This window comes from Marinobacterium sp. MBR-111, from assembly GCF_040547585.1.
GTDB lineage: Bacteria > Pseudomonadota > Gammaproteobacteria > Pseudomonadales > Balneatricaceae > Marinobacterium > Marinobacterium iners.
In genome coordinates this window covers 69,150-91,979 of the sequence record NZ_JBEPQA010000004.1, presented here as the reverse complement: position 1 = coordinate 91,979, position 22,830 = coordinate 69,150, and the positions used below count along the sequence as shown (strand labels likewise).

The window sequence follows — 22,830 nt, the reverse complement described above, 5'->3', positions numbered from 1 at the left end:
ATAGATATTTTGAATATTAATTTATAAAATAGGAACGAATTATTTTTATAGTCCTATATTTTTCATATTTTATTTTTTAATGAAACTGCTATTTTTCGCACATCCGTCTTAAAGACAATCAGCGATGCAACAAGCAGCAATATCCAAAATACCATCATGAAGGTCTGAATATTGGAGCCATATAATGTAAATATGCAGGCCCCAATCACTACGGTTGCTGAGTATCCGTACAGTAGCAACCTTGGCATCGGTTTCCACAAGTAAATTGAAAGTTCTGTACGCAGTACGAAAAATACCCAAAACGAAATACAGGTACTGACGGCGGCACCTGCTGCACCGAAGCGCGGGATCATCAGCCAATTCCCCGCAAGATTGACTGCAAAGGCTATCAAAGCGGCCAACATGGCAAAGCTGCTACGGCGTGAAATACCTACGCCCACTACGGTGGTTTCTGACAGCATGTAGAGCAAGGGTGCGCCAAGGCATGCCACCAGTATCCATTGCACTGCCGCGTAGTTCGCAGGTAAGAACAGTGTGACGATCCATGACAGCAGGCCTGCCAGACAAAACAGTAGTACGACAAGGCCAAGGACATAGCGGCTTACCTTATGTACGTTTTCCAGCCCTTCGCCTTTGCTGGCCCACTTATACACTGTGGGCGCCCAAACGGTGGAGAACACACTTTGCACAATGGTTGCAGCCCCGGCAAAGCTCACGGCCACTGAATAAACGCCAAGCTCTTCAAAGCTTGCCAATGTGCGCAAGAACACTTTGTCGATTGCAGTCAAACCCCAGTAGGCAACACCTCCCAGTATCAGGGGAAGACCAAAGTGCAGCATCTGTTTCATATGTCGCCAGTCAAGTGTTGCAGATATTCCGGCAATCCATTCCTTGCGGGTATTGAACGCAAATACGACGCAGACAAACACAAAGGCGGCTGTATTTGCGATCACCAGGTTAGTCAGGCTTGTATTAGCACCCCGCAAAACGTAGCCACCGATGATGGCGAGTAATACCAGCTTGGGCAGTAACTGGCTCATTGAGAATGCCAGTCCCTGCTCGTTCATCCGCAGCACCAATGACAGGAAGCGGGATATAAACGCCGCCAGTAAGACCGTCGCAATCAACAGGCTCAAGTGCCATTCGGGACGTTCGAATAGCCATCCAGCAAGCGTGCCGCCGAATAACAGTAAGAACAACAGTGTCACAAACAGTATGGATAAACCCGGCAACATCACACGTTTGAGCAGTGCCGGTTTATTGTCTACCTCATGAAATTCACGCACATAAGCTTGGTCCAATCCGAGACTGAACAACAGTGTGCTAAAGCCGATAGTGACTTGCAGCATCGCCATTCTGCCAACATCTTCCTGTGAAAAGAACCAAGTGATGATTGGCAGCGTGATAAGGCCCAGCATTGCGCTACCGATGGGGCCAATGGCGAAGGCGGCTATTTTACGTGGTGTCACACGTAAAACTCTTCAATGGCTGAGATCACTCGCGCTTGATCGTCCTTGGGGAGTCCATACCACATAGGCAACCGGATCAAGCGTTCACTTTCCGTGGTTGTGTAACGGTCCTCCCCCTGAAAACGTGCGAACTGTTCACCGGCTGCAGCCGTATGCAGTGGGACGTAGTGGAAAGCCGCTAATATATCGTTCGTCTTGAGGTGCTCAAGCAATGCGGTACGCTCATCCAGATCGGCCACTTTGAGATAGAACATGTGGGCGTTATGTGTGCACGCTGCTGGGATGGATGGTAATTCGATTTTGCCTGCCGCTTGCAGGGGTAGCAGCGCATCGTAATACACCTGCCAGCTTGCAAGTCGGCTTGTGTTGATTCCGTCAGCACGTTCCAATTGTCCCCACAGGAAAGCAGCCTGCAGTTCGCTCGGCAGATAGCTGCTGCCGACATCGACCCATTGGTATTTATCGACCATTCCACGGAAGAACTGGCTACGGTTGGTGCCTTTTTCGCGGATGATTTCAGCTCTTTCCGTGAACTGATCGTCGTTGATGATAAGCAGCCCACCTTCCCCACCGCTGGTGTAGTTTTTGGTTTCGTGAAAGCTGAATGCGCCCATGTGACCGATGGTGCCCAGCACTTGGCCTTTGTAAGTGCTCATCATGCCCTGTGCCGCATCTTCGATTACAAAGAGCTGATGTCGATTGGCGACCTCCATGATGGTATCCATTTCACAGGCAACACCTGCGTAATGGACGGGAACAATAGCGCGTGTTTTGTCAGTAATGGCTGCTTCGATTAACTGCTCGTCAATGTTCATGGTGTCGGGGCGAATATCAACAAACACAATTTTTGCGCCACGCAGTACAAACGCATTTGCAGTGCTGACAAAGGTGTAGCTCGGCATGATGACTTCATCACCGGGCTGAATATCGATCAACAGAGCAGCCAGCTCCAATGCCGCCGTACAAGACGGGGTGAGCAGTGATTTTTTACAGGGCAAATTTTGTTCAAACCATTTCTGGCATTTTTGACCAAAGGCTCCATCACCTGATATTTTCGGGCTCTGCAGTGCCTGGAGAATGTATTTTTCTTCGTTGCCGGTGACGGAGGGGCGATTGAAGCCGATGCTCATTACTTAAAGCTCTTCATGAATTTTTTAGCATTTGGACCTTCATTAAAGATTAGATCCAATATGGTAACACCATGTTCAAATGGCTCGTGAAGCTGCTGGTATTCAGGATATCCACTATAATCCATCCATTCAACTTGAATGCCTTTTTGATCCGCAAGACTCATATCGAAGTATCCCTTGGCAGCAGGGCCACTAAGGTAAATATCAGCACCTGCTTGCTCACAGATTCCCAGCAGTTTTTCTGTTTGCCCATCGACCAACTCATAATCTCTAGACCAAGTAACTTTAGTTTTGATACCTAAAACTTTATTTATTATTTCAATTATCGAATGATTTGCTTGGCTCAAATTGGTTTCCGTACAGTCCAAATAAAACTCTTCAAAAACTGGTGAGTATTCTTTAAAAAAACTAGCCTTACTATAACTTTGTGAAATTGCACGCCAATGTTTTAGAGCCCATTTTTCATCAGTAATTTCAGTTTCAGATATTTTTTTCTCAAGATTTACTTGCCTTACAGGTATGGTTAGCCAGATCAATCCCTGTTTAGTATAAATCTTATTACGATTACGCCAATCATTCTTTGTATATTGAGCAGTATCAAAGAGAACAAACTCATCAACCATATTAATCATATCAAAATACCCCTTCCATGGAATATAATTTGACTGAAGAATTGCTATTCGCTTCATTTACAACTCTATACCATTTTTATTATATTTTATAAGCTTAGATGGGTTGCCGACATATAAACCTTTTTCATCTGTGCTCTTTCTAAGATAAGAGGCCGCACCAACGCAAGTCTCATTATTAACTAATAAGCCATTTATCATGGTCGCACCATTCCCTATAAAGCACAGATCAAAAATTTGACTATCACCTGATATCAAGCACTTAGCAGATATATAATTATGATTCCCAATAATGCAATCATGACCCAACAGGGTCATTGACCAGATAATATTATTATTACCAATCTTTACATTTGGCTCTATTATACAACCTGCAAAAATTATGTTATTTTCCCCCATAACAACATTATGTTTGATCACTGATGAATGTACGTAATTGACTAAGATATAGCCTTTGTTTTTTACATCATTAAACAATTTTTTTCTGACTCTCATTTTGGAGTAGCCAATAGCGAGAAGCATCCCATATTCAGTAGGCGGATACGTCTTCTCTATCTCCTCAAATGGAACAACAGGCAACCCCAAAAACTCGCTTTCTGAGATATAGTCAGCATTCACACAAAAACCCTTTACATTGTATTCACTATCATCACTAAGGTAGTAATACAGAAGTTTTGCTAAAGGCCCGGTACCATATATAATTAAATTTTCACTTTCCATCAAACAATAAACTCCACTGCTGTATCAGCTTCGCCTTTGAAAAATATTCTCTTACATTTCCCACTGTGTTTTCAACATCCAATAGTTTAAGGTCAGATAATTTTGTTATATCACCCACAATTATTTCTTTGTCCATAAAGAATTTCCACTGACTCACTTCAGGCCTTATGTAAACAGTTTTACCCAATCCTAACAATGTTATAGTATTTCCCATGGCTTGTTGGCGCCTATGATTAAAAATAGCAATATCAATACTACAGAGTAGTGATAAATACTCATCAAATGGCATAAATTCTGTCAAGGGCTTGAACTTATCACCGAACCAGTCATAACCCATCTTAATTACTTTTTGAGCATATTTCTTATCGCCATAAGAAAGCGGTAAGTAAATTTTAACACCTTCTTCTTTAAAAGGCAGAAGCATTTCAAAGGCTTCAATATGGTTATTATTTGGATCAGCAGAATTACCTATCAGTATATTAATATGGCTATTTTTTTCAACACAAACATTGTGAGGCGAATATAAATTACTTAAGTAACCTAAACACTCATGATACTCACCTCTCGCACCATACCACTTTCTAGCGAGTTCCACATCTCCTTCTATATAAGTAACTAAATGCCCTATTTTTTTAATAACTGACCTACGAAAAAACTCCTTAACTTTCCATTTTAAATTACGCTCACCTAACTTGTAAATGTATAAGTCCCCCCCCCAAATAGCCCAATAACATTTTTTTAGCAGCCAAGGCATCAGGAATAGAATCAATACGATTCTAGGGTTAAATAGCCCATGCAAGATAACTTTTTCTGAAGACTGCATGAGCTGTACCAGCTTCAATAGCCCTCTAACTTGTCCTGCCTTTGTTCTTTTGACCTTATAGTTAGACTTTTCCTGCTTAACCGAATAACGATCAAAGTCACCATTAAGCCAGAAGAAATGATCATCCAGCCCGAAGTGCTCTTCTACAAAATCAATAAATGGCGGAATAAAATTATCCGCATTACAGACATGTAGTATCTTTTTACTCACTGCTCGCCCACCAGTCGCAGCAAATATTGTCCATAACCATTTTTAATTAGTGTAGCCGCTTGAGTCTTGAGATTTTCTTTAGTTAACCAACCATTATTGAAAGCAATCTCTTCCAGACACGCAACCTTTAGCCCCTGCCTGTCCTCTATAATTTGCACAAACTGCGATGCTTCCAACAGGCTTTCATGGGTACCGGTATCCAGCCAGGCAAAACCACGGCCCAGCAGTTCTACGTTTAAATCGCCACGTTCAAGGTAAGCCTGGTTCACACTGGTAATTTCCAGCTCGCCACGGTGCGAGGGTTTCACCTGCTTAGCGATTTCCACCACATCGTTGTCATAGAAGTAAAGGCCGGTTACTGCATAGTTAGACGTAGGCTTTTCAGGCTTCTCCTCAATGGAGATCGCTTTGTTGTTCTCATCAAAGGTGACCACGCCAAAGCGTTCCGGGTCTTTTACCTGATAGCCGAATACAGTCGCGCCGGACGTGCGAGCCGCGGCCTGTTTCAGTTTGGGCGAAAAGCCCTGACCGTAAAAGATGTTGTCACCGAGTACCAGGCATACGCTGTCATCGCCGATAAACTCTTCACCGATGATAAAGGCTTGTGCCAAACCGTCTGGACTGGGCTGTGCAGCGTAGCTGAGTTGAATGCCGAAGTTACCGCCATCGCCCAGTAGTTTCTCAAAGTTGGGCAAGTCTTCGGGGGTGGATATGATCAGGATGTCACGTATACCCGCCAGCATCAGTACAGATAGCGGGTAATAGATCATCGGCTTGTCATAGATCGGCAGCAACTGCTTGGACACACCCTTGGTGATTGGATACAAGCGAGTGCCGCAACCCCCGGCAAGGATAATGCCTTTCATGGTCTGTCCTTGTGACTGAAACTGTTGTAATCAGCGCTGACCAAGTCGCTCACGCTTGTAGGTGCCATCTTGCACGTGGCGGCACCACTCCAGATTCTCGAGATACCACTGCACGGTTTTACGGATGCCTGACTCGAAGGTTTCTTCTGGTTGCCAACCAAGTTCGCGCTGAATTTTGCTTGCATCGATAGCGTAGCGGCGGTCGTGGCCGGGGCGGTCTTTTACAAAGATAACAAGTTCTTTGTAATCGCGCACGGAGCGCGCGCCCATGAGGCAGGTGTTCTTGGTGGGCGGGATAAGCTCCTGCAGAGTATCGCAGATGGTGCGGACCACTTCGATGTTCTGCTTTTCGTTATGACCGCCGATATTGTAGGTTTCGCCGACTTTGCCTTCGGTGACGACCTTATACAGTGCGCGGGCGTGGTCTTCTACATAGAGCCAGTCGCGGATCTGGTCGCCCTTGCCATAGACCGGCAGCGGCTTGCCTTCCAGTGCGTTGAGGATCATTAACGGCACCAGTTTTTCGGGGAAATGATACGGCCCGTAGTTGTTGGAGCAGTTGGTCACCATAGCCGGGAAGCCGTAGGTGCGCATCCAGGCGCGTACCAAGTGGTCTGAGCTGGCCTTGCTGGCCGAGTATGGACTGCTGGGGGCATAGGCGGTGCTTTCGGTGAAAAGATGCTGGAGCACCTCGTCCGTTTCTGCCGGGTGTGGCAGATCGCCGTAGACTTCATCGGTGCTGATATGAAGGAAGCGAAACGCTTGCTTTCGGGTGCCATCAAGGCCCTGCCAGTAGCTGCGAGCGACTTCCAGCAAGGTATAGGTACCGACGATGTTGGTTTCTATAAACACAGCCGGACCATCTATTGAACGGTCAACATGGCTTTCAGCCGCCAAGTGCATGATGGCATCTGGTTGGTGTTCAGCAAATACCCTCTCCAGCTTGTGGCGGTTACAGATATCCACCTGCTCAAAGACATAGCGATCAGAGTTATCGACTTCGCGCAGGTTTTCAAGGTTGCCTGCGTAGGTGAGTTTGTCGACGTTAACAACGCTATCCTGAGTATTCTGAATGATATAGCGGATAACCGCTGAGCCAATAAAGCCGGCCCCGCCGGTAACGAGGAGCTTCATTATGTTAGTCTTCCTACCACTTTTTTCTGCTCCTGCTCACTCAAATAAGCATGCATCGGCAAACTCATAACCTCTTCCGCAACCTCGTCCCCTACTGGCAGCTGTGCCTGTGCATCTACCACTGCCGGCTGTTTGTTAAGTGGTATTGGGTAATGCACGGCAGTCGGAATGCCTGCATCTTTCAGTTTTTTCTGCACCTGCTCACGGTTTTTCACACGAATCGTGTATTGCGCCCACACGGAGATGTTGTGTGCCTCAACATGCGGGGTGGTGTGTATACCGGCCTCATTTAGCAGACGTGTGTAGTTGGCAGCGACCTGGTTACGCAGCTCGATCTCTTCCGCGAATATTTCAAGCTTGGGTAACAGTATTGCCGCCTGCAGGGTGTCGAGTCGGCTGTTAACACCGACTCGAACATGATGATAGCGGCGATCCTGGCCGTGGCGTGCGATTTGGCGGATTACTTTGGCCAGTGCTTCATCATTGGTGAAGATGGCACCGCCATCACCGTAGCAGCCCAGTGGCTTGCTGGGGAAGAAGCTGGTGCAGGCAATTGTAGTCAGGTTGCAGGATTTTTTACCTTTGTAACTCGCCCCAAAGCTTTGCGCAGCATCTTCAATCACGGGTATACCCTGTTTGGCTGCTATAGCGTTAATGGCGTCAAAATCGGCGCACTGACCATACAGGCTGACCGGGATGATCGCCTTGGTCCGTGGCGTAATTGCCGCTTCCAACTGGCCTGGGTCAAGGTTGTAAGTGTTGGGGTCAATATCCACATATACGGGTTTGGCACCCAGCAACGCAACGGTTTCAGCGGTGGCAATATAACTGAACCCGGGGGTAATCACTTCGTCACCGGGGCCTATACCCAGTGCCATCTGTGCAATCTGCAGTGCATCAGTGCCGTTGGCGCAGGTGATGCAGTATTGTGCGCCAGTAAAGGCGGCCAGCTTTTCTTCCAGCTCGGTCACTTCGGGGCCAAGGATATATTGACCGTGCGTGAGGACCTTTTGGATATTGGCGTTAATTTTGTCTTTGATGCGGGCCTGTTGGGCGGCCAAGTCGATGAATTGCATCTGCTTATCGCGGGTAAATCCGCGCCTACCATTAATGGGGGGTGGAATATCAAGCGTTGATAAATTCAAACAATCAAACAAACAGCCAGTCGAATATACCCATCTGTTGCATCCGGTTTAATTCGGCAGCGTTACAACGCAAGTGCGCGTTACTCCAATGTTCATTGGTTTCTTCAGGGCACTGTTCTACCAAAATTTTTCCCACTGCTTCATTATTGCTTTGCTTGAGTGCTGCTTTCAGATCTTCGCTTTCTTTATCATCTACACCTAAAAGGAAAACGCGATTCTTGCACGTATGCTGGTTTAGCATGTCTTCAAAACGTTTTTTACGTTTTTCAAAGTCATTGTCGAAGTCCATGAGCAGTAAGGCGTGCATTTCAGGCTTGGCATTCAAAAGGCGCAGGTTGTCTTCCAGCTCCGCAAAAACTTTGGCCCAACCACCACAGGGTGGCCTCGCATCAATGACTTGATCGTTAACGTTTGGCAGTGTTTTCACCCCATTGACGATGCCACGGTACGGTCTGTCTTCCAGATAGATCACAAGATGGTTTTTATGCCGATTCACCGCCATTAGTCGAGTTCTCCGTTCTCGTAGGCATCAATGAAGGTTGCACTCAGGTATTCCTTTTCTGAGACAACTTCCAGTCTTGAAGGGTGCAGGTGAGATTGCCGCGATACCAGAAAGGTATTGTGCTCCGAGAATTCGTTTATGGTCCTGGCGTTATGACTGGACATGATAACCTGAGATGCCACTTTGCTGTTTTCAAATGCCTTGCGGCATGCGGTGATAAAGTGACTGAGTTCTGGCAGTGATACATAGTTATCCGGCTCGTCCCACAGACAGAGTACCGATTCTTCGTTGGTGATGGCGGCCAGCACGGTTGCCGTGAGGAAGTAGATTTTTTCACAATCAGACAGCTGCTGGAAGTTCAATTCCAGGCTCTTGCCTGCGGGATCATTGAACTTGAAAACCAGTTCTTTTTCATCGCGGCCTGTGGTGACAAATTTGAAGCTGCCAAAATCGGGCATGCGTAGCTGCATGAAATCGGCAATATCGGTATACAGTGCCGGATAAACTGCCAGTTGATGACGCACCCAATCCAGCGTGTTGTTGGCATTGCGGCTCAGATAAGCTGTTTCGTCTTTACTTGCCGCATCGAACCCGCTGGGCACCGGCGAGAGTACTAGAATATTGGCAAGCCATTCACGAAAGCGTGCAATGGGTTCATCATCATTACGCGTAGAGATCAATGGCAAGCCTACATGGTGCCAGTCTAGAGTAAACTCTGCATTTCGACCCAGTTGAGTCTTTCCACACTCGCGTTGATAGTTGGTTCTACCGTTAACCTTGAAGGATTCTTGCCTGACCCTGGGCTGGCTGAAGTTTTCCGGTAGTTCTATTTCCAGCACATATTCATATACTTGGTTGCCAAGTGTGGCATTGATTTCAAGACTAATGGGTTTGTAGGTCTCGCCAAACGCAAAATCGCTTACTTTGATCAGATCTTTCAGCTGAGTTACACCACGGCCTATCTGCTGCAATACCTCAAGTGCATCAAAAAAACTGGACTTACCCGCACCGTTACGACCCAGCAGCAACACTGAGTGCTGATCTTTCAAACTGAGCTTGAAGTTCTGCAGGCAACGAAAATGATGGATATAAACAGTGTTCAGCATGGGCTAATGTACCTAAGCTTTGATGCGTAAGTTATTGCGGTGACTCTAGCACAGCCGTCGATACTTGAGTGCCATCGAGTGTGTAGATTGTACCCGTGTGTTGGCAGGTAGCCTGCCTCTGCCCTGTTAGCGGCAGATCCAACTGTTCGCCAAACTCGCTCATCCAACCGATCTGTTTGGCAGGCACGCCGACCATCAGCGCATAGGCGGGCACGTCCTTGTTGATAACCGCACCTGCGCCAATAAAGGCGAACTCACCGATGGTGACACCACAGACGATGGTACAGTTGGCGCCCAAAGTGGCACCTTTTTTAACCCGAGTGTCGCGGTATTCGCTTTTGCGCTCAATCAGTGAGCGGGGATTATACACATTGGTGAATACCATGCTCGGGCCGCAGAAAACGCCCTCTTCCAGATGCACGTTATCGTAGACGGATACGTTGTTCTGAATTTTGCAGTGATCGCCAATGGTAACCTTGTTGCCGACAAAGACGTTTTGGCCAAGGGACACGCCCTTGCCAATTTTAGCCCCGCCACAGACATGTACGAAGTGCCATACGCGTGAGCCTTCACCGATCTGGGCGCCTTCGTCGACAATCGCAGATTCATGGATTTGATAGTTCATAGACTTTCACTTGCGTTGAACACTTAAAACGTTAAAGGCATTTTTTCAGGAAGGGATGGCCCTCGCCCTGTGCGGGCTGTTCCGGCTGAGCGTTACGAATATGATGCACCGTTTCAATACAGTGGCGCGCATCTTCGATACCATAGCCACGGCCTGCCAGTATTTCCTGATAACTGATTGTGTGCAGGTCGGTAAACCCGGCCGAAAACTCAATCTGCTCACCATCACAGCTGATACTTCGGAAAGTCGTCTGCTTGCCTTTCACTTCTTCCGGCAGGTCGTTGGCGTCAATGGACAGGAACCAGGGTACACGTGCTTTCTCATACTCCAGGTAGCCGGCAGCCTTGTAGTCGTTGGCAAAATGCAGCACGCTCTTTTCCAGCTTGCCGAATATGAAATGCAGCATATCAAAAAAGTGCACGCCAATATTGGTAGCCACACCGAATGACTTACGCGGGTCGCCTTTCCAGCTTTCCATGTACCATTTGCCACGGGAGGTAATATAGGTGAGGTCAACCTGATACTTGCTACTGTGCTGCTCGTTGGCAACTTTCTCTTTCAACTTGAGAATCGCGTCGTGGTGGCGCAGCTGCAGGATGTTGTAGACGCGCTGCCCTGTTTCTTTCTCAACCAGCGCCAGCTCATCAAGCATATCGGGGCTCGGCACCAGTGGCTTTTCACAGATCACATCACACCCCAGGCGCAGGCCTGCTGCAATATGCGGATGGTGCAGGTAGTTGGGCGAGCAAACGGCCACGTAATCCAATGCTGTTTCAGGATTCCGTTTGAGCTGCCATGCGTACTCCTGAAAGCGCTCAAACTCGGTGAAGAACTCACTGGCAGGCGAAATGCTATCGATAATGCCGACCGAGTCGTTGATGTCGTAGCCAACGCTCAGGTGGTTACCGGTGTCTTTGATCGCTTTCATGTGACGCGGCGCGATATAGCCTGAGGCACCAATCAATGCAAAGTTTTTCATGACTGTCAGTTCCTTGCTGTCAGGCCTTGATGATGTGTGCTGCCGGCTCACGGTACTTGCCACGGCTGTCGATAATCAGCTTCGCATGCTGTTTAATCAGGTCGTAGTCAAAGCGATCATGGTCTGTGGCCAGTAGCACCGCATCAAAACTGGCCAGATTTTCAGCTGTAAACGGCTCGCTGGACAGGTCAAAGTGGTGCTCGCGCATTTTCGGGAATACCGGCACATGCGGATCGGTATAGGCCACAATGCCCCCCTTGGCTTCGATCAGTTCCATAATCTTAACTGACGGCGACTCACGCATGTCGTCGACATTTTTTTTGTAGGCGATACCCAGTACCAATACTTTACTGTTCTTCAGTGACTTGCCCGCATCGTTCAGGCCGTCCATCAACTTGCCAACCACGTACTCCGGCATGGCACGGTTAACCTCACCGGAAAGCTCGATGAAGCGGGTATGCAAACCGTATTCGCGCGCCTTCCAGGTCAGGTAGAAAGGATCGATCGGGATACAGTGCCCCCCAAGACCTGGGCCAGGGTAGTAGGCTGTAAAGCCGAACGGTTTTGTTTTGGCTGCATCGACCACTTCAAAGATATCAATCCCCATGCGGTCGGCTACGATTTTCATTTCGTTGACCAGGCCGATGTTAACGGCACGGTGAATGTTTTCGAGCAGCTTGGTCATTTCGGCTGCTTTTGTTGAGCTGACCGGCACGATGTGATCAATCGCCTGTTCGTACAGGGCTACGCCTACTTCCAAACATGCTCTGGTGTGACCGCCCACCACTTTAGGGATGGTGCGGGTTTCAAAGTCCGGGTTGCCTGGGTCCTCACGCTCCGGTGAGTACACCAGGAACAGGTCTTCCCCTACTTTAAGACCACCCTCTTCTGCACGCGGCAGCAGCTCTTCTTCGGTGGTGCCCGGGTAGGTCGTACTCTCCAGCGAAATCACGTGGCCGGTCCGCAGATGTGGCTTAAGTGCATTCATCGTGTTAATGACAAAGCTGATATCCGGTTCGCGGTATTTGTTCAGCGGTGTAGGCACACACATCACCAGCGCATCACACTCGGCGGCACGACTGAAATCGGTGGTCGCTTCAAAGCCTGATGCACGGGCACCGGCAATTTTCTCTGCAGGGATGTGTTCAATGTAGCTTTTACCAGTGTTCAGCTGGTTTACTTTTTCAGCATCAATGTCGATACCGATCACACGGTAGCCAACACCGCTGTACCGCAACATCAACGGCAGCCCGACATAGCCGAGACCTGCAATACCGATCACGGCTTCCTTGTTTTTGAACTTGGCGAGGGTGGCTTGAAGTGTCGACATCGGCTTCTCTAAATCAGTTTGCTAAATGGAATCTCGTGAAAGTAAAGCTTCGTTCACTCCACCACCCTTACCCGCTCCCAGTCATTATTCACTCGCGCCAGCAGTGCCGTGAGTGCGGGGCTGGAGTAGCGTACCGATTGATCCAGCCAGCGTTGGCGCACGCTGATGTGCAGTACCGGTTCTACTTCGCGTATGACGCGGCGGTGCAGTACGCAGGATGTGGGTAACGCTATCGGATTCTGGCGATTGCCAGGTGCCATCGGCACAGATGATGATTTTTTTCATGCAAACTCCTTCCGTGGAGTGGTTTTTACTCTTAAATTCGGATCAGAATAGAATATATCCGTTGTTATCTGTGCGCGAGCCGAATAGTTTGACCTCAGCGTCTGCGCCGAAGATGGCGCTAACGGCGGATTTGATGGCATGTATGGCGTGTGGGGTCAGGCGCATGGGTCAGACTAGGCCACCTTTTTTGCGTGTGTGTACTCATACAACCTGGCTGGTGACAGTTCCAAGCCATTTGGCCAGCACAAGGCGCCGCAGTCGATAAACAGTCTCTGTGCGTAGGCTGTATCGCACAGTGGCTGCAGCAGCGGCCCTTCATGCTCCGACAGGTACTTCTGGAGATCGAAAACAGCCGTTGTGCCATCAGAGAACTCAAGTGTAATCGATGATTGACTTGTGTAATGGACATTGAGAATTTTAATCATGATCCGCACCTCTGATGCGTTCAAGAGGTTCAAAGTGCTGTGCCTTTTCCCAATTCAAGAGCAATTCCTGCTGATGGTTCATGCACCATTCCTTGACTATAGCAGCAACTTTGTTCGGTAACTTACCCTGCTGCACCTCACCCGTATGTATAGCGACCAGCGCCTCATAGCCTTGGTATTCAACATGAATATGAGGTGGTGGATGATCATCGTGCCACATTCGCACTACGATCCCGAAAAAGACTGAGAGTATCGGCATTCCGTTGCCTCCGTATCAAGTCCTGAATTCAGTACCCGAAACTGGGTCAGTAAAATTTACTGCTGGTAACGCTCAGCAAAATCACTGACACCCTTCAGGATGACCAACATCCGCTCACTGAGGCCGAAAGCTTTATTCAACAGGCTGGCCTGTATGTCGGAGTCTTCGGGATAATCATGCGCAAACTGGTTACGCATTTCTCGCAGTTGCAGCCATTCGTTGGCGGACTCTATGGCGCCGATTTTTTCGAGCCTATTCAGCTTGTCAATGAATGCACTCAGCTCGCCCTGCTCTTGGGTCAGATCCAGTACCGCAGGTAACAGTTTGGCGCCCATGGCATCCTGTAGCTTGGAGAAGCGCACGATAAACTGGTCAAAGATGGCCAGCTCCAATGGTGTCAGTTGTGCCAGCTTTGCCGGTGTCAGCGGGAAATGGGGCTTGAGCTCGGCCATGGCCCAATTCAAGCGCTCTGCATGGGTATTGCAGATGTCGAGTGCACCTTTATAGGCGATATCGGCTTTCACAAGGCGACTCCTGTTTCCTGTGCCACACGGTAGATCGGCAGGCTGGTACTGTGATGACGGTTGATGACCAGGTCGATTTTCTGTTCACCCAAGAGTGTATGCAGTTCAGCCATGGCATTGAGCCTGGCATCGACCAGTTGGTCTGCATCAGTCAGTTCCGGCTCGATGTAGAGGTCGATGTCACCACCGCGGGCGTTGTCATCCACACGCGACCCAAACAGCAGAATGCGGCTGTTCTGGCCGAAGTAACGGCGCAGAGTTGTGACGATGATCTGTTGCTGTTTTGGGGTCAGGCGCATGGGTGAGGGATGCCTGCTTCAAACTCTACTGCATACATGTTTTTTTCACTTGCCAGCGTGTGTTTCTGCTGCAGGGGCATCATCTCCTTTGAAAACGATACGGCCGTTTTCATCGGTCACATAGTAGTGACCAAGCTTGCGTTTTTTCTCTAACTCTTCTTGTACGGCATGTGCCAAACTGGCCAACAGTGTGGATGACGAGCAGGGCTGTGGCTGCTGTGTTGTACTCATTGGGTGGACCTCTTGGTTAGTTGATCCAGCATATCAGGATTGTGTACTACTCTGGTTTCACCGAAGTTTTCAAATACCAATTCCGGCTTATCCCGGTGGTTCATCATGCAGACACAATGATCGGCTTTCTGGCTATATTCCTGAAGCAGGTGTTTCAGACTCTTGGGGAACCGACGCATCAGGTCTTCCCGTGGTATATCGTGACCACCATGCTTGACTCTTTCAGCAACACGCTGACGAGACAATTCAACACTGGGCAGAGCCAAATATACCAGCTCTACATGCCAGCCTTCCTGTCGCAGGCGCTGGATAAGCTTAAAATAGCCCCTTCCTGAAAGCGTTGTTTCGAAGCTAAAGCTTTCTTTGGCTTCAATGCAACTTTGCATCTGCTGCAGAAATATACGACTGGCTTTAAGAAGCTGTTTTTCCGGTGCAAAAGGCGACAATCCTGCTGCTATCAGGTCAGCATTGATAAAGCTGGTTACACCTGCAACCTGAGGTAAGAATCTGCTAGCGAAGGTTGTCTTACCTGAGCCATTTGGCCCTGCCAAAATCCAGCAGATCGGTTTCACAACCCAGCCTCCCTTTTGCCGTTTGATGCCGATACTTTCAACATAGTTCCGGCCTGTTATAAGGAGCCCGCAGTACCACGTTGGATAGGCCCAGGTAGCCGGTGCCGGCGGTGGTGATGTTCAAGTTGGTCGGCATCAGTCAGTCCCGGCTCGATGTAGAGATCGATGTCACCACCGCAGGCGTTATCATCCACACGCGATCCAAACAGCAGAATGCGGCTGCGCTGTCCAAAGTAACGGCGCAGCGTGGTGACGATGATCTGGTGCTGTTTTGGGGTCAGGCGCATGGTTGTTTAAAATAGTTCGCTATGGATGCCAAGGCTACGACTTGGCCCTGGAGTAGACCTCCAGCCCTACTCGGTCTATATGTGCCTTGAGTGCCGGTTCTGCCAGGGTGTTGTAATCCAGTACATCGAACATGTAGGGCAGCGGCAGCACTTCATTGAGCTTTTCGGCGAGGGTTGTGATGCTGTCATAGGTGACATCTGCGCCCTGCACGGCCAAGTCAACATCTGAACCTTTGCGATAATTGCCTTTTGCGCGAGAGCCAAACAATATCAGGTGCTCGATTTCTGGCTGACGTGCAGCTGCCTGGGTGATCATCTCAAAGTCACGTGCCGTGAGACCTGTTTGCTGCTCCAGGCTCATGAGTTGATCATACCTGCAAACCGACCCCGTAATTGCACCAACAACGGGTAGTAATCATCACGGATTTTCTGCTCGACGACGATGGCTGTTGCTTCATTGTAGGTATGCGTGGTCAGGTTGCGGTCTGCAAGCGCTTGCATCCAGCGGTGGCCATCCTCGATCAGTCCGTTCTGAAATGCCTGCTTGAGAGCTGAACGCGGGCTGCTCACGTCAAAGCCTTCCGCCTGTTGGTAGTCCTTCAGGAGCTTCCAGGCAAGTTCAAACGCCATCTCAAAAAACTGGATGATGCCAGCACGCTCAACAACACTGGGCTGCTGAATGCGGATGGCCTGCTCCAGTAGGGTGAAGGCGTTGCCGTACTGCTGGAAACGCTGATGCCAGCGGATGTCATGTTCGGTCATGTTTTGAATTCCGTATTACTTATTCCTGCCAATACCAACGCTTCTTTCAACGCCTGCTTCGCGCCTTTATCCCCGTGCACCAGCCGTATCTCGCGAGGTTTGTGCTTCATGCCTTTCACAAAATTGACCAGCCCCTGTTGGTCAGCGTGGGCAGAGTAGCCGCCGATGGTTTCGACACGGGCGCGGATGCTGTAGCGCTCGTTGTCGAGTTCCACCCAGCCGCCTTGCGGGCCGTATTGCTGTATCGCACGCCCCGGTGTGCCTTCAGCCTGGTAACCCACAAATAACACATCGTGCCGCTCATCGCCCAACATCGCCTTGAGGTAGTTGACGATACGGCCAGCGTTGCACATGCCGCTGCCGGCGATAACGATGGCCGGGCGACCGGAACGAGACAGGTGGTGGACCATTTTCAGGTGTTCGTGGTGGCTGTCTACGGTCAGCAGTGTGTCGAATGCCAGTGGCTTGCGGCCCTGTTTCAGCCGGGCGTGGGCTTCGTCGTCCCAAAAGGGTTTCAATTCTCGATAGGCATCAGTGAATTTGGATGCCAGTGGCGAGTCGAGGATGACCGGCAGTTCGTCATCAAGCAACTCTTCCAGCTCGTATAACAGTTCCTGCGTACGGCCGATGCTGAAGGCCGGTACCAAAACGGTGCCGTTGTTGTGCAGTGCACGATAGATCGCGGCCTTGAGCCTGTGTTTACGTCTAGCTCGATTCTCGTGGTTGCGATCACCGTAGGTGCTTTCCATCACCAGAATGTCAGCACGATACGGCGGCCTGGGTGCTGGCAGCAATGGCGTGTGGCTAGCGCCCAGATCGCCGGAAAAGACGATGCGAGTGCCTGGCTTGATACCAGGCTGGCTGATATTCACTTCCACATAGGCTGAGCCCAGGATATGGCCGGCGCGCTGCAGCCTGATCTGCACTGTGTGCTCAGGCGTATCGATCAGCGAGAACCACTGTTTGTAGGGAAGCGCCAGCGTACGCGATTCGATCTGCTTCAGGTAGCGCTTGACCAGCGAACGGTCGCGACTGATACCCAGTTTGAACGCATCCTCCAGTACCAGTGGCAGCAGTTTGGCTGAAGGCTGTGAACAGATGATCGGCCCGTTAAAACCTGCTGCCAAAAGCCACGGAATGCGACCGACATGGTCGATATGCACATGAGTTGCAATCAGTGCCCTAACACTACTGATATCAAAATCGATGCGATGGCGGTCGCCGCTGTTGCCGTTACCGGCTTCACCACCCTGAAACAGACCACAATCAATCAGCAGGCTGTTGTTCTGGTCAATGTAAAGCTGGTGGCAAGAGCCGGTGACACCATCGCGTGCACCGTGGTGGTCAATTCTCATCGTTGGCAGATCCTTTTACCCTGAGGTGTTGGCGTTCAGACACGCTACCGCCCGGAGGTCTGCTCGGGCAATCCTCAACACCCTGTCCCTAGTCATTATCGGTTTTGTACATTTTGAGCAAATGTACACGCCTGCAATCATACCCTTGCCTAATGCTAATGCAATCAGCCAAGCTGACCCGCTTGTGCGCTGTATCAAGCCTGCGGCCGGTGGTACTTGTTGATAGAATAGGCCAGTTGCAGAAGGGACACCCAATGTCAGATTTCAAATGGTATGTCATTCAGTCAAAGCCCGGCCAGGCCGCACGTGCGGCGCAAGAGTTGTCCAATCAGGGCTATGAAGTGTTTTGCCCGACCATCAAGGTGGAGCGCTTGCGACGGGGTGAACGGGTTGCGCGGGTTGAACCGCTGTTTCCCGGCTATCTGTTTATTGAGCTGTCAGAACTGACCAGCAACTGGCGGCCCATTCGTTCGACACGCGGTGTGGCACGCATGATTACGTTTGGGAACAAGCCCGCTGTGGTACCGGATGATGTTGTAGAGCACTTACGCGACCGCCTGCGGCAGGAATCTGAGCACCACACACTCAAACCACAACAGCCTGTACGCATCGAAGCAGGCCCGTTCAGTCATTTAAACGCTGTTTTTCTGGAATACGACGGCGAGAAGCGGGCATTTTTGTTGCTGGAGTTGCTCGGGCGCTGGCAGAAGCTGTCACTGCCCCTCAGCGCCATCAAGGCAGATTAGCTCAGGGTAGCCACTTTTCGGGGTCAATGGTGACCTCACCATGGTCACCACTGATCCAGACCTGCCCATCCTGAATAGTGCAATTCAGGTGCATACCGCGCTCAGCCAGTGCGGCGAGTGCGTCGCTCTGCTGTGGCGGAATACGCAGCACTTCAAGGTTATCAAAGCGCCCTACCTGCCCCTGTAACCCTGACCACCAGGGGTTCACCGCCTGGTCGGTTCCGTACACCAACAGCAGAACCTGCTTTGAGCGGTTACACGCCTTGCGAATACGCTTCTCACTGGGCAAACCGGTATCGATCCACAGCTCGATCTCACCGGAATAACTTTTCAGCCACAGGTCAGGCTCGTCATCAACACACAGGCCACGGGTAAACTCAAGCCGTTCATCAGCACGCAGCATGAACCCCAGCAGTCGCACCATCATGCGCAGGTCGGTTTCGGAGGGGTGCCGCGCCAGGGTGTGGCTGTAATCGGAATAGTGGTGCCGATCCATATCGGCAATCTGCAGGTGCACCCTGAATACTGTTGCGTTTTGAGCCATGACTATCAATCCTTAACAAAGTGGCGACATTATAGCGCCCCTCGGCGTCAGCCGTTAACATACCGTAAACCCTACGGATACAGGCTCCTGCCATGAGTGACGACATCAGCCAGCACATAGACCAGATGATCCGCCACGATGACAACCCCGGCGGGCAGCCTCTGCCTGAGTCGTTTGAAGCGCTGGAGCCAGATCAGATCGCGCTGCTGCTGGAATCACTGCCACTGGATGCACGTCAGCATGCCTGGGAGCATGTACCGGCAGAACTGCATGCCGATGTACTGGTTGCCATGCGTGGCGAGGCACGCGAGAGCCTGCTGCATCACTTCGACAGCGCCACTCTGGATCAACTGATTTCGGACCTGGATGCCGAAACGCTGATAGAACTGGCCGAGTCTCTGCCTGAAGAAGTAGTGGATATCGCGCTGGCGCGCATGGATGACAAACAGCGCACGCATTATGAACAGAGCGCCCGTTACGACGACAACGCCATTGGGCGCTATGTGGACCATGAACTGCTCATACTGCCGCACAACAGCCGCGTACGAGACGCTCAACGGCTGCTGCGGCGTGCGGTGCCGGCATATACCGAACACCTCTGGCTGGTAGACCGTACCGGCCGCTATACCGGTGCCGTTCCGATCACCGCCCTGTTCAGCGCGGCCTCACACCTGCCGCTGACAGAGCTGTGCGATTCTGATCTGGAGCCACTTCAAGCCGAAACCGAGCTAAAAGAGGCCGCCGACCGCTTTGAACTGGCGGCCGTAGCCGCACTGCCGGTGGTGGGTGACAACGGCCTGCTGTTGGGTCGCATGCCGCAGCGCCTGAGCACAGAAATTCTTCATGAAACCTACGAAGCCCAGTTGATGGCTACAGCGGGCCTTAATGAGGAAGAAGACCTTTTTGCGCCGGTAATGCGCAGTTCACGCCGCCGCGCAACCTGGCTGGGCATCAACCTACTCACCGCCTTTCTGGCCTCCTGGACCATTGGCCTGTTTGAAGGCACGCTGGAGCAGATCGTGGCCCTGGCCGTCCTGATGCCTGTCGTGGCTTCAATGGGCGGCATCGCCGGCAGCCAGACGCTGACATTGATTATTCGCGGCCTGGCACTGGGGCAGATCACCACCGCCAACATGATGCCACTGCTGAAAAAGGAGCTCAGTGTAGGCGGCCTGAACGGTGTGCTTTGGGCACTGGTCATAGGGGTGGTGGCGTCGCTGTGGTTCAGCAGCGCCGCCATTGGTGTCGTCATTGCTCTGGCGATTGTGATCAACATCGCCGCTGCCGCGCTCTCGGGTGTTCTGATCCCGGTGGTACTCGAACGCTTCAAGATCGACCCGGCCCTGTCAGGCTCGGTCATCCTGACCACCGTGACCGACGTGGTGGGATTTGTGGCTTTTTTGGGACTGGGAACGCTGTTGTTACTGTGAACGGTAGCCTCGGTCACTATAACCCGATAACATTTAATGAAAACTCACTGACCCGAAATGGGTCGAAAGCCATGGACAATGCCCCGTGAACCGTGCCTTTTTGTTGATTGTTTTCCTGCTAACGCTACTTCCACTAATCTATTTTCCCAATCCGGGACATGATGCTCTGCTGATTCCGTTCAATATTTTCTTGTGGGAAATTGCAGCAGCCTCGATATTTTTTGCAGGCCTCTACATCTACAAACACCAGGTGCTGGTGCTGCCGCGCCACACAATGCTTATTCTGGCCTTGCCTGTTGGCATGGTGGTCAGCGGTTTCATAACCGGGCTTGACCGACCGGTGGATTGGATGTTCCGGCTGGCCACCATTTTGATGGGGCTGCTGTTTTTCTTCTCATTATTTCAGTTTCAGGCCAATCGCCGCACCCTCGACAATGCCGTTTACATCATACTGGGTGGTCTGCTGCTCAATGGCGTGATTGCATTCCTACAGACCCTACCCGGCCGCCCCCTGTTCGGGCTGATCCCTCATCCTGAAACGCCCCGCGCAGTGGGCGTCTTCATGCAACCCAACATTCTTGCTTCGGTTATGGTGACAGGTGTAGTACTGAGCCTGTATCAACTCAGTACACCCGGCTTTAACCAACGCTCACTTTTGCTCAAAACGCTAACCTTGACCACCCTGTTTGTGTGCAGCTTTATCGTCATGATCACCGGCTCACGCATCGGTCTGGTTGCACTGGTTCTGTCTGTTCCGCTCGTAGTGGCTGCGCGCTTTACCCTGCTGCGGCGCACGCCAGTCAAGGCGTTGCTTGCAGTTGCCCTGCTGGTATTGGGTACCGGCAGCGGCATCGCGACCAGCGACGGTTTCTGGAAGGCCACTTCCAAACTGGAGCAGCTTGCAGATGAGGGTCGCGATGCACGTCCACACCTCTATCGCATCGCCTGGGATCTGTATACCGATAAACCACTCGCCGGCCACGGCATCGGCAGTTTTCAGCGAGTTTTCCATGATCGTGCCGCAGAATACCTTGAGGCCAGAGGTGGCGAGCCGCTGATCGGCCATGCCCGTTTCAGCCACCCGCATAACGAGCTGCTGTTCTGGGCTATCGAGGGAGGCTCACTTGCGCTGCTGGGCATTGTCGCCATTCTGAGTGCCACACTGATGCAACTTTATCGGCTGGGCTGGCAGCGTGGTGGCGCTATGCTGGCCATTCTGCTTCCCATCACACTGCATACTCAGGTTGAGCTGCCGTTTTACTCCTCCATGTATCATTGGCTGCTGTTCCTGTTTCTGGGCTTTTTGGTCTTCCGTCCATTGCAGCGCTACCGCTGGTTAAACTGGCCCTCTGCGGCGCTTATCCCCATTCCGGCCGCAACAACTGCTTTACTGCTGGCAACCGTCATGTTCTGCACCACCACCTTTGGAACCAGCCGAGACCTGACCCGCTTCCTGCTCTACAAAGAGATCAATCTTGACGAGCTGCGTGCCGCACAGGACAACCTGTATTTCAATGAATTCGCGACCATGCTGACACTGAAGGCACTGCTCAATCAGGATCTGACACAGGGCACGCAACACTGGACGCAGATTTATATCGACTGGATTGAGACATACCTACTCCACACCCCGGAAACATCATCCTTCCATGACTTGGCGCTGGCATACCACCACCTGGGCATGACCGGCAATGCCGAAGCAACGATCGAGCGCGGGTTGTATCTTTTCCCGCAACACCCGGTTATCTCCAGCTCCTACCAAAAGCTTGAAGAACGCGAGCCGCTGCTAGCCGCCTCCACCCCTGAGGGCAGCCAGGCGCAATAACACCAGTGGGCTACAGGCGCCCCAGACTGAATATCTCGCCGGCACTGTCCACCACCAACTCAGTACCGCGCGAGGTCTCCACCATACGAGCCAATTCCACCAACTGGTAGAACAGATTGCGTGACAGCTTGCCTTCCATACCGAAGCGAATCATCAGATAGGGTGAAGGCTTGCCGCTTTTTGAATCGGTCTTGACCCGTATCGGGTGTTCGGCATCAGCCCGCACCCGGTCGCCGGTTGAGGTGATAAAGATCAGCTCCAGCCCTTTCTTACCCGTTTGATGCTCCACCTGAGTTACAAAAAAGGGCACGTCATCCACCTGAATGCCGACCTTCTCGACCGGTGTTTTCAAGAAATACTTGTCCCCTTCACGCCAGAGCACCCGCGCAAACATCTTCACCATCGCTTCGCGCCCAATGGGCGAACCTTCATAGAACCAGCGTCCATCCGCCGCAATCCGCATATCAATGTCGCCACAAAACGCCGGGTTCCACTTTTCCAGTGGTGGAATATCGGCTTCGCCTTCCAGTTGCTGGCCCAGCTGTACGGGGTCAAACCTTGTACTCATGAAGATGCCTCACAGTGTCTGCAGAAGATTTCATCATCCTGTTCACTAAA

Annotated in this window: 29 protein-coding genes; 4 read left to right on the top strand and 25 right to left on the bottom strand. The window is 50.9% G+C overall.

Annotation, left to right across the window (positions count from 1 at the left end; genetic code table 11):
* Positions 1–62: 62 nt before the first annotated feature.
* From ABIE61_RS04170 to ABIE61_RS04075, 20 genes are all read right to left on the bottom strand, one after another.
* The gene (locus ABIE61_RS04170) at positions 63–1,469 is read right to left on the bottom strand and encodes an oligosaccharide flippase family protein (protein WP_354406986.1); all 1,407 of its coding nucleotides are present in this window, start codon (positions 1,467–1,469) and stop codon (positions 63–65) included.
* Positions 1,466–2,599 carry a dTDP-4-amino-4,6-dideoxygalactose transaminase gene (gene rffA, locus ABIE61_RS04165; protein WP_354406984.1) on the bottom strand — a complete coding sequence of 378 codons (1,134 nt, stop codon included), beginning with the start codon at positions 2,597–2,599 and terminating at the stop codon, positions 1,466–1,468. The genes ABIE61_RS04170 and rffA overlap by 4 nt, the downstream gene beginning before the upstream one ends.
* A complete protein-coding gene (locus tag ABIE61_RS04160; RefSeq protein ID WP_354406981.1) occupies positions 2,599–3,288 on the bottom strand; it encodes a WbqC family protein in 690 nt (229 codons plus the stop codon). Before ABIE61_RS04160 ends, rffA begins: the two co-directional genes overlap by 1 nt.
* Positions 3,289–3,948: a NeuD/PglB/VioB family sugar acetyltransferase gene (locus ABIE61_RS04155; RefSeq protein WP_354406978.1), complete on the bottom strand. Its 660-nt coding sequence runs from the start codon at positions 3,946–3,948 to the stop codon at positions 3,289–3,291.
* Positions 3,938–4,981 carry a TDP-N-acetylfucosamine:lipid II N-acetylfucosaminyltransferase family protein gene (locus ABIE61_RS04150; RefSeq protein WP_354406977.1) on the bottom strand — a complete coding sequence of 348 codons (1,044 nt, stop codon included), beginning with the start codon at positions 4,979–4,981 and terminating at the stop codon, positions 3,938–3,940. The genes ABIE61_RS04155 and ABIE61_RS04150 overlap by 11 nt, the downstream gene beginning before the upstream one ends.
* Positions 4,978–5,847 (bottom strand): glucose-1-phosphate thymidylyltransferase RfbA, encoded by an 870-nt coding sequence (gene rfbA, locus ABIE61_RS04145; RefSeq protein WP_354406974.1) that lies wholly within the window; start codon positions 5,845–5,847, stop codon positions 4,978–4,980. The genes ABIE61_RS04150 and rfbA overlap by 4 nt, the downstream gene beginning before the upstream one ends.
* A 30-nt stretch (positions 5,848–5,877) precedes the next feature.
* Complete coding sequence (gene rfbB / locus ABIE61_RS04140) at positions 5,878–6,981, bottom strand: dTDP-glucose 4,6-dehydratase (RefSeq protein ID WP_354406971.1); 1,104 nt, start codon at positions 6,979–6,981, stop codon at positions 5,878–5,880.
* Positions 6,981–8,057: a DegT/DnrJ/EryC1/StrS family aminotransferase gene (locus tag ABIE61_RS04135; protein WP_354406968.1), complete on the bottom strand. Its 1,077-nt coding sequence runs from the start codon at positions 8,055–8,057 to the stop codon at positions 6,981–6,983. The genes rfbB and ABIE61_RS04135 overlap by 1 nt, the downstream gene beginning before the upstream one ends.
* 73 nt (positions 8,058–8,130) lie before the next feature.
* Positions 8,131–8,628 carry a hypothetical protein gene (locus ABIE61_RS04130; protein ID WP_354406966.1) on the bottom strand — a complete coding sequence of 166 codons (498 nt, stop codon included), beginning with the start codon at positions 8,626–8,628 and terminating at the stop codon, positions 8,131–8,133.
* Positions 8,628–9,734 carry an AAA family ATPase gene (locus ABIE61_RS04125; protein WP_354406963.1) on the bottom strand — a complete coding sequence of 369 codons (1,107 nt, stop codon included), beginning with the start codon at positions 9,732–9,734 and terminating at the stop codon, positions 8,628–8,630. The genes ABIE61_RS04130 and ABIE61_RS04125 overlap by 1 nt, the downstream gene beginning before the upstream one ends.
* A 31-nt stretch (positions 9,735–9,765) precedes the next feature.
* Positions 9,766–10,359 (bottom strand): acyltransferase, encoded by a 594-nt coding sequence (locus tag ABIE61_RS04120; RefSeq protein ID WP_354406960.1) that lies wholly within the window; start codon positions 10,357–10,359, stop codon positions 9,766–9,768.
* 31 nt (positions 10,360–10,390) lie between these two features.
* Positions 10,391–11,338, bottom strand: coding sequence for a Gfo/Idh/MocA family oxidoreductase (locus tag ABIE61_RS04115; RefSeq protein WP_354406958.1), 948 nt, complete (start codon positions 11,336–11,338; stop codon positions 10,391–10,393).
* A gap of 19 nt (positions 11,339–11,357) precedes the next feature.
* Positions 11,358–12,668 (bottom strand): UDP-N-acetyl-D-glucosamine 6-dehydrogenase, encoded by a 1,311-nt coding sequence (wbpA, locus tag ABIE61_RS04110; protein ID WP_354406955.1) that lies wholly within the window; start codon positions 12,666–12,668, stop codon positions 11,358–11,360.
* Positions 12,669–12,721: 53 nt separating this feature from the next.
* Positions 12,722–12,928 (bottom strand): hypothetical protein, encoded by a 207-nt coding sequence (locus tag ABIE61_RS04105; protein ID WP_354406952.1) that lies wholly within the window; start codon positions 12,926–12,928, stop codon positions 12,722–12,724.
* 198 nt (positions 12,929–13,126) lie between these two features.
* A complete protein-coding gene (locus ABIE61_RS04100) occupies positions 13,127–13,378 on the bottom strand; it encodes a DUF2442 domain-containing protein (protein ID WP_206835370.1) in 252 nt (83 codons plus the stop codon).
* Positions 13,371–13,637, bottom strand: a complete 267-nt coding sequence (locus ABIE61_RS04095) for a DUF4160 domain-containing protein (protein ID WP_277987728.1) — start codon at positions 13,635–13,637, stop codon at positions 13,371–13,373. The genes ABIE61_RS04100 and ABIE61_RS04095 overlap by 8 nt, the downstream gene beginning before the upstream one ends.
* A gap of 56 nt (positions 13,638–13,693) precedes the next feature.
* Complete coding sequence (locus ABIE61_RS04090) at positions 13,694–14,161, bottom strand: hypothetical protein (protein ID WP_354406949.1); 468 nt, start codon at positions 14,159–14,161, stop codon at positions 13,694–13,696.
* The gene (locus tag ABIE61_RS04085) at positions 14,158–14,460 is read right to left on the bottom strand and encodes a nucleotidyltransferase domain-containing protein (protein ID WP_354406946.1); all 303 of its coding nucleotides are present in this window, start codon (positions 14,458–14,460) and stop codon (positions 14,158–14,160) included. The genes ABIE61_RS04090 and ABIE61_RS04085 overlap by 4 nt, the downstream gene beginning before the upstream one ends.
* Before the next feature lie 45 nt (positions 14,461–14,505).
* Positions 14,506–14,691, bottom strand: a complete 186-nt coding sequence (locus ABIE61_RS04080) for a hypothetical protein (RefSeq protein WP_206835379.1) — start codon at positions 14,689–14,691, stop codon at positions 14,506–14,508.
* Complete coding sequence (locus tag ABIE61_RS04075) at positions 14,688–15,263, bottom strand: ATPase (RefSeq protein ID WP_354406943.1); 576 nt, start codon at positions 15,261–15,263, stop codon at positions 14,688–14,690. Before ABIE61_RS04075 ends, ABIE61_RS04080 begins: the two co-directional genes overlap by 4 nt.
* Before the next feature lie 116 nt (positions 15,264–15,379).
* Here ABIE61_RS04075 and ABIE61_RS04070 point away from each other — a divergent pair, with 116 nt between their 5' ends.
* The gene (locus ABIE61_RS04070; protein WP_354406940.1) at positions 15,380–15,565 is read left to right on the top strand and encodes a hypothetical protein; all 186 of its coding nucleotides are present in this window, start codon (positions 15,380–15,382) and stop codon (positions 15,563–15,565) included.
* 19 nt (positions 15,566–15,584) lie between these two features.
* Here the strand turns inward: ABIE61_RS04070 and ABIE61_RS04065 are convergent, their stop codons facing one another.
* From ABIE61_RS04065 to ABIE61_RS04055, 3 genes are read right to left on the bottom strand one after another with little or no spacing between them, the layout of a single operon-like run.
* On the bottom strand, positions 15,585–15,911 hold the full coding sequence (locus tag ABIE61_RS04065; RefSeq protein ID WP_354406938.1) for a nucleotidyltransferase domain-containing protein: 327 nt from the start codon (positions 15,909–15,911) through the stop codon (positions 15,585–15,587).
* Complete coding sequence (locus tag ABIE61_RS04060; protein ID WP_354406935.1) at positions 15,908–16,312, bottom strand: nucleotidyltransferase substrate binding protein; 405 nt, start codon at positions 16,310–16,312, stop codon at positions 15,908–15,910. Before ABIE61_RS04060 ends, ABIE61_RS04065 begins: the two co-directional genes overlap by 4 nt.
* A complete protein-coding gene (locus ABIE61_RS04055) occupies positions 16,309–17,667 on the bottom strand; it encodes an MBL fold metallo-hydrolase RNA specificity domain-containing protein (RefSeq protein ID WP_354406932.1) in 1,359 nt (452 codons plus the stop codon). Before ABIE61_RS04055 ends, ABIE61_RS04060 begins: the two co-directional genes overlap by 4 nt.
* A 254-nt stretch (positions 17,668–17,921) precedes the next feature.
* Between ABIE61_RS04055 and rfaH the strand changes: the two genes are divergently transcribed.
* The gene (rfaH, locus tag ABIE61_RS04050; protein WP_206835393.1) at positions 17,922–18,413 is read left to right on the top strand and encodes a transcription/translation regulatory transformer protein RfaH; all 492 of its coding nucleotides are present in this window, start codon (positions 17,922–17,924) and stop codon (positions 18,411–18,413) included.
* A gap of 1 nt (position 18,414) precedes the next feature.
* On the opposite strand, the gene ABIE61_RS04045 is transcribed toward rfaH, so the two are convergent.
* Positions 18,415–18,957 carry a YaeQ family protein gene (locus ABIE61_RS04045; RefSeq protein ID WP_354406929.1) on the bottom strand — a complete coding sequence of 181 codons (543 nt, stop codon included), beginning with the start codon at positions 18,955–18,957 and terminating at the stop codon, positions 18,415–18,417.
* A 92-nt stretch (positions 18,958–19,049) separates the two neighbouring features.
* Here ABIE61_RS04045 and ABIE61_RS04040 point away from each other — a divergent pair, with 92 nt between their 5' ends.
* Together ABIE61_RS04040 and ABIE61_RS04035 are read left to right on the top strand one after the other, a co-directional pair.
* A complete protein-coding gene (locus tag ABIE61_RS04040; protein ID WP_354406926.1) occupies positions 19,050–20,387 on the top strand; it encodes a magnesium transporter in 1,338 nt (445 codons plus the stop codon).
* Between the two features lie 85 nt (positions 20,388–20,472).
* On the top strand, positions 20,473–22,212 hold the full coding sequence (locus tag ABIE61_RS04035; protein ID WP_354406923.1) for a PglL family O-oligosaccharyltransferase: 1,740 nt from the start codon (positions 20,473–20,475) through the stop codon (positions 22,210–22,212).
* Positions 22,213–22,222: 10 nt separating this feature from the next.
* Here ABIE61_RS04035 and ABIE61_RS04030 read toward each other — a convergent pair whose 3' ends face one another.
* Positions 22,223–22,780: a DUF1285 domain-containing protein gene (locus ABIE61_RS04030; protein WP_354406921.1), complete on the bottom strand. Its 558-nt coding sequence runs from the start codon at positions 22,778–22,780 to the stop codon at positions 22,223–22,225.
* Positions 22,781–22,830 lie beyond the last annotated feature (50 nt).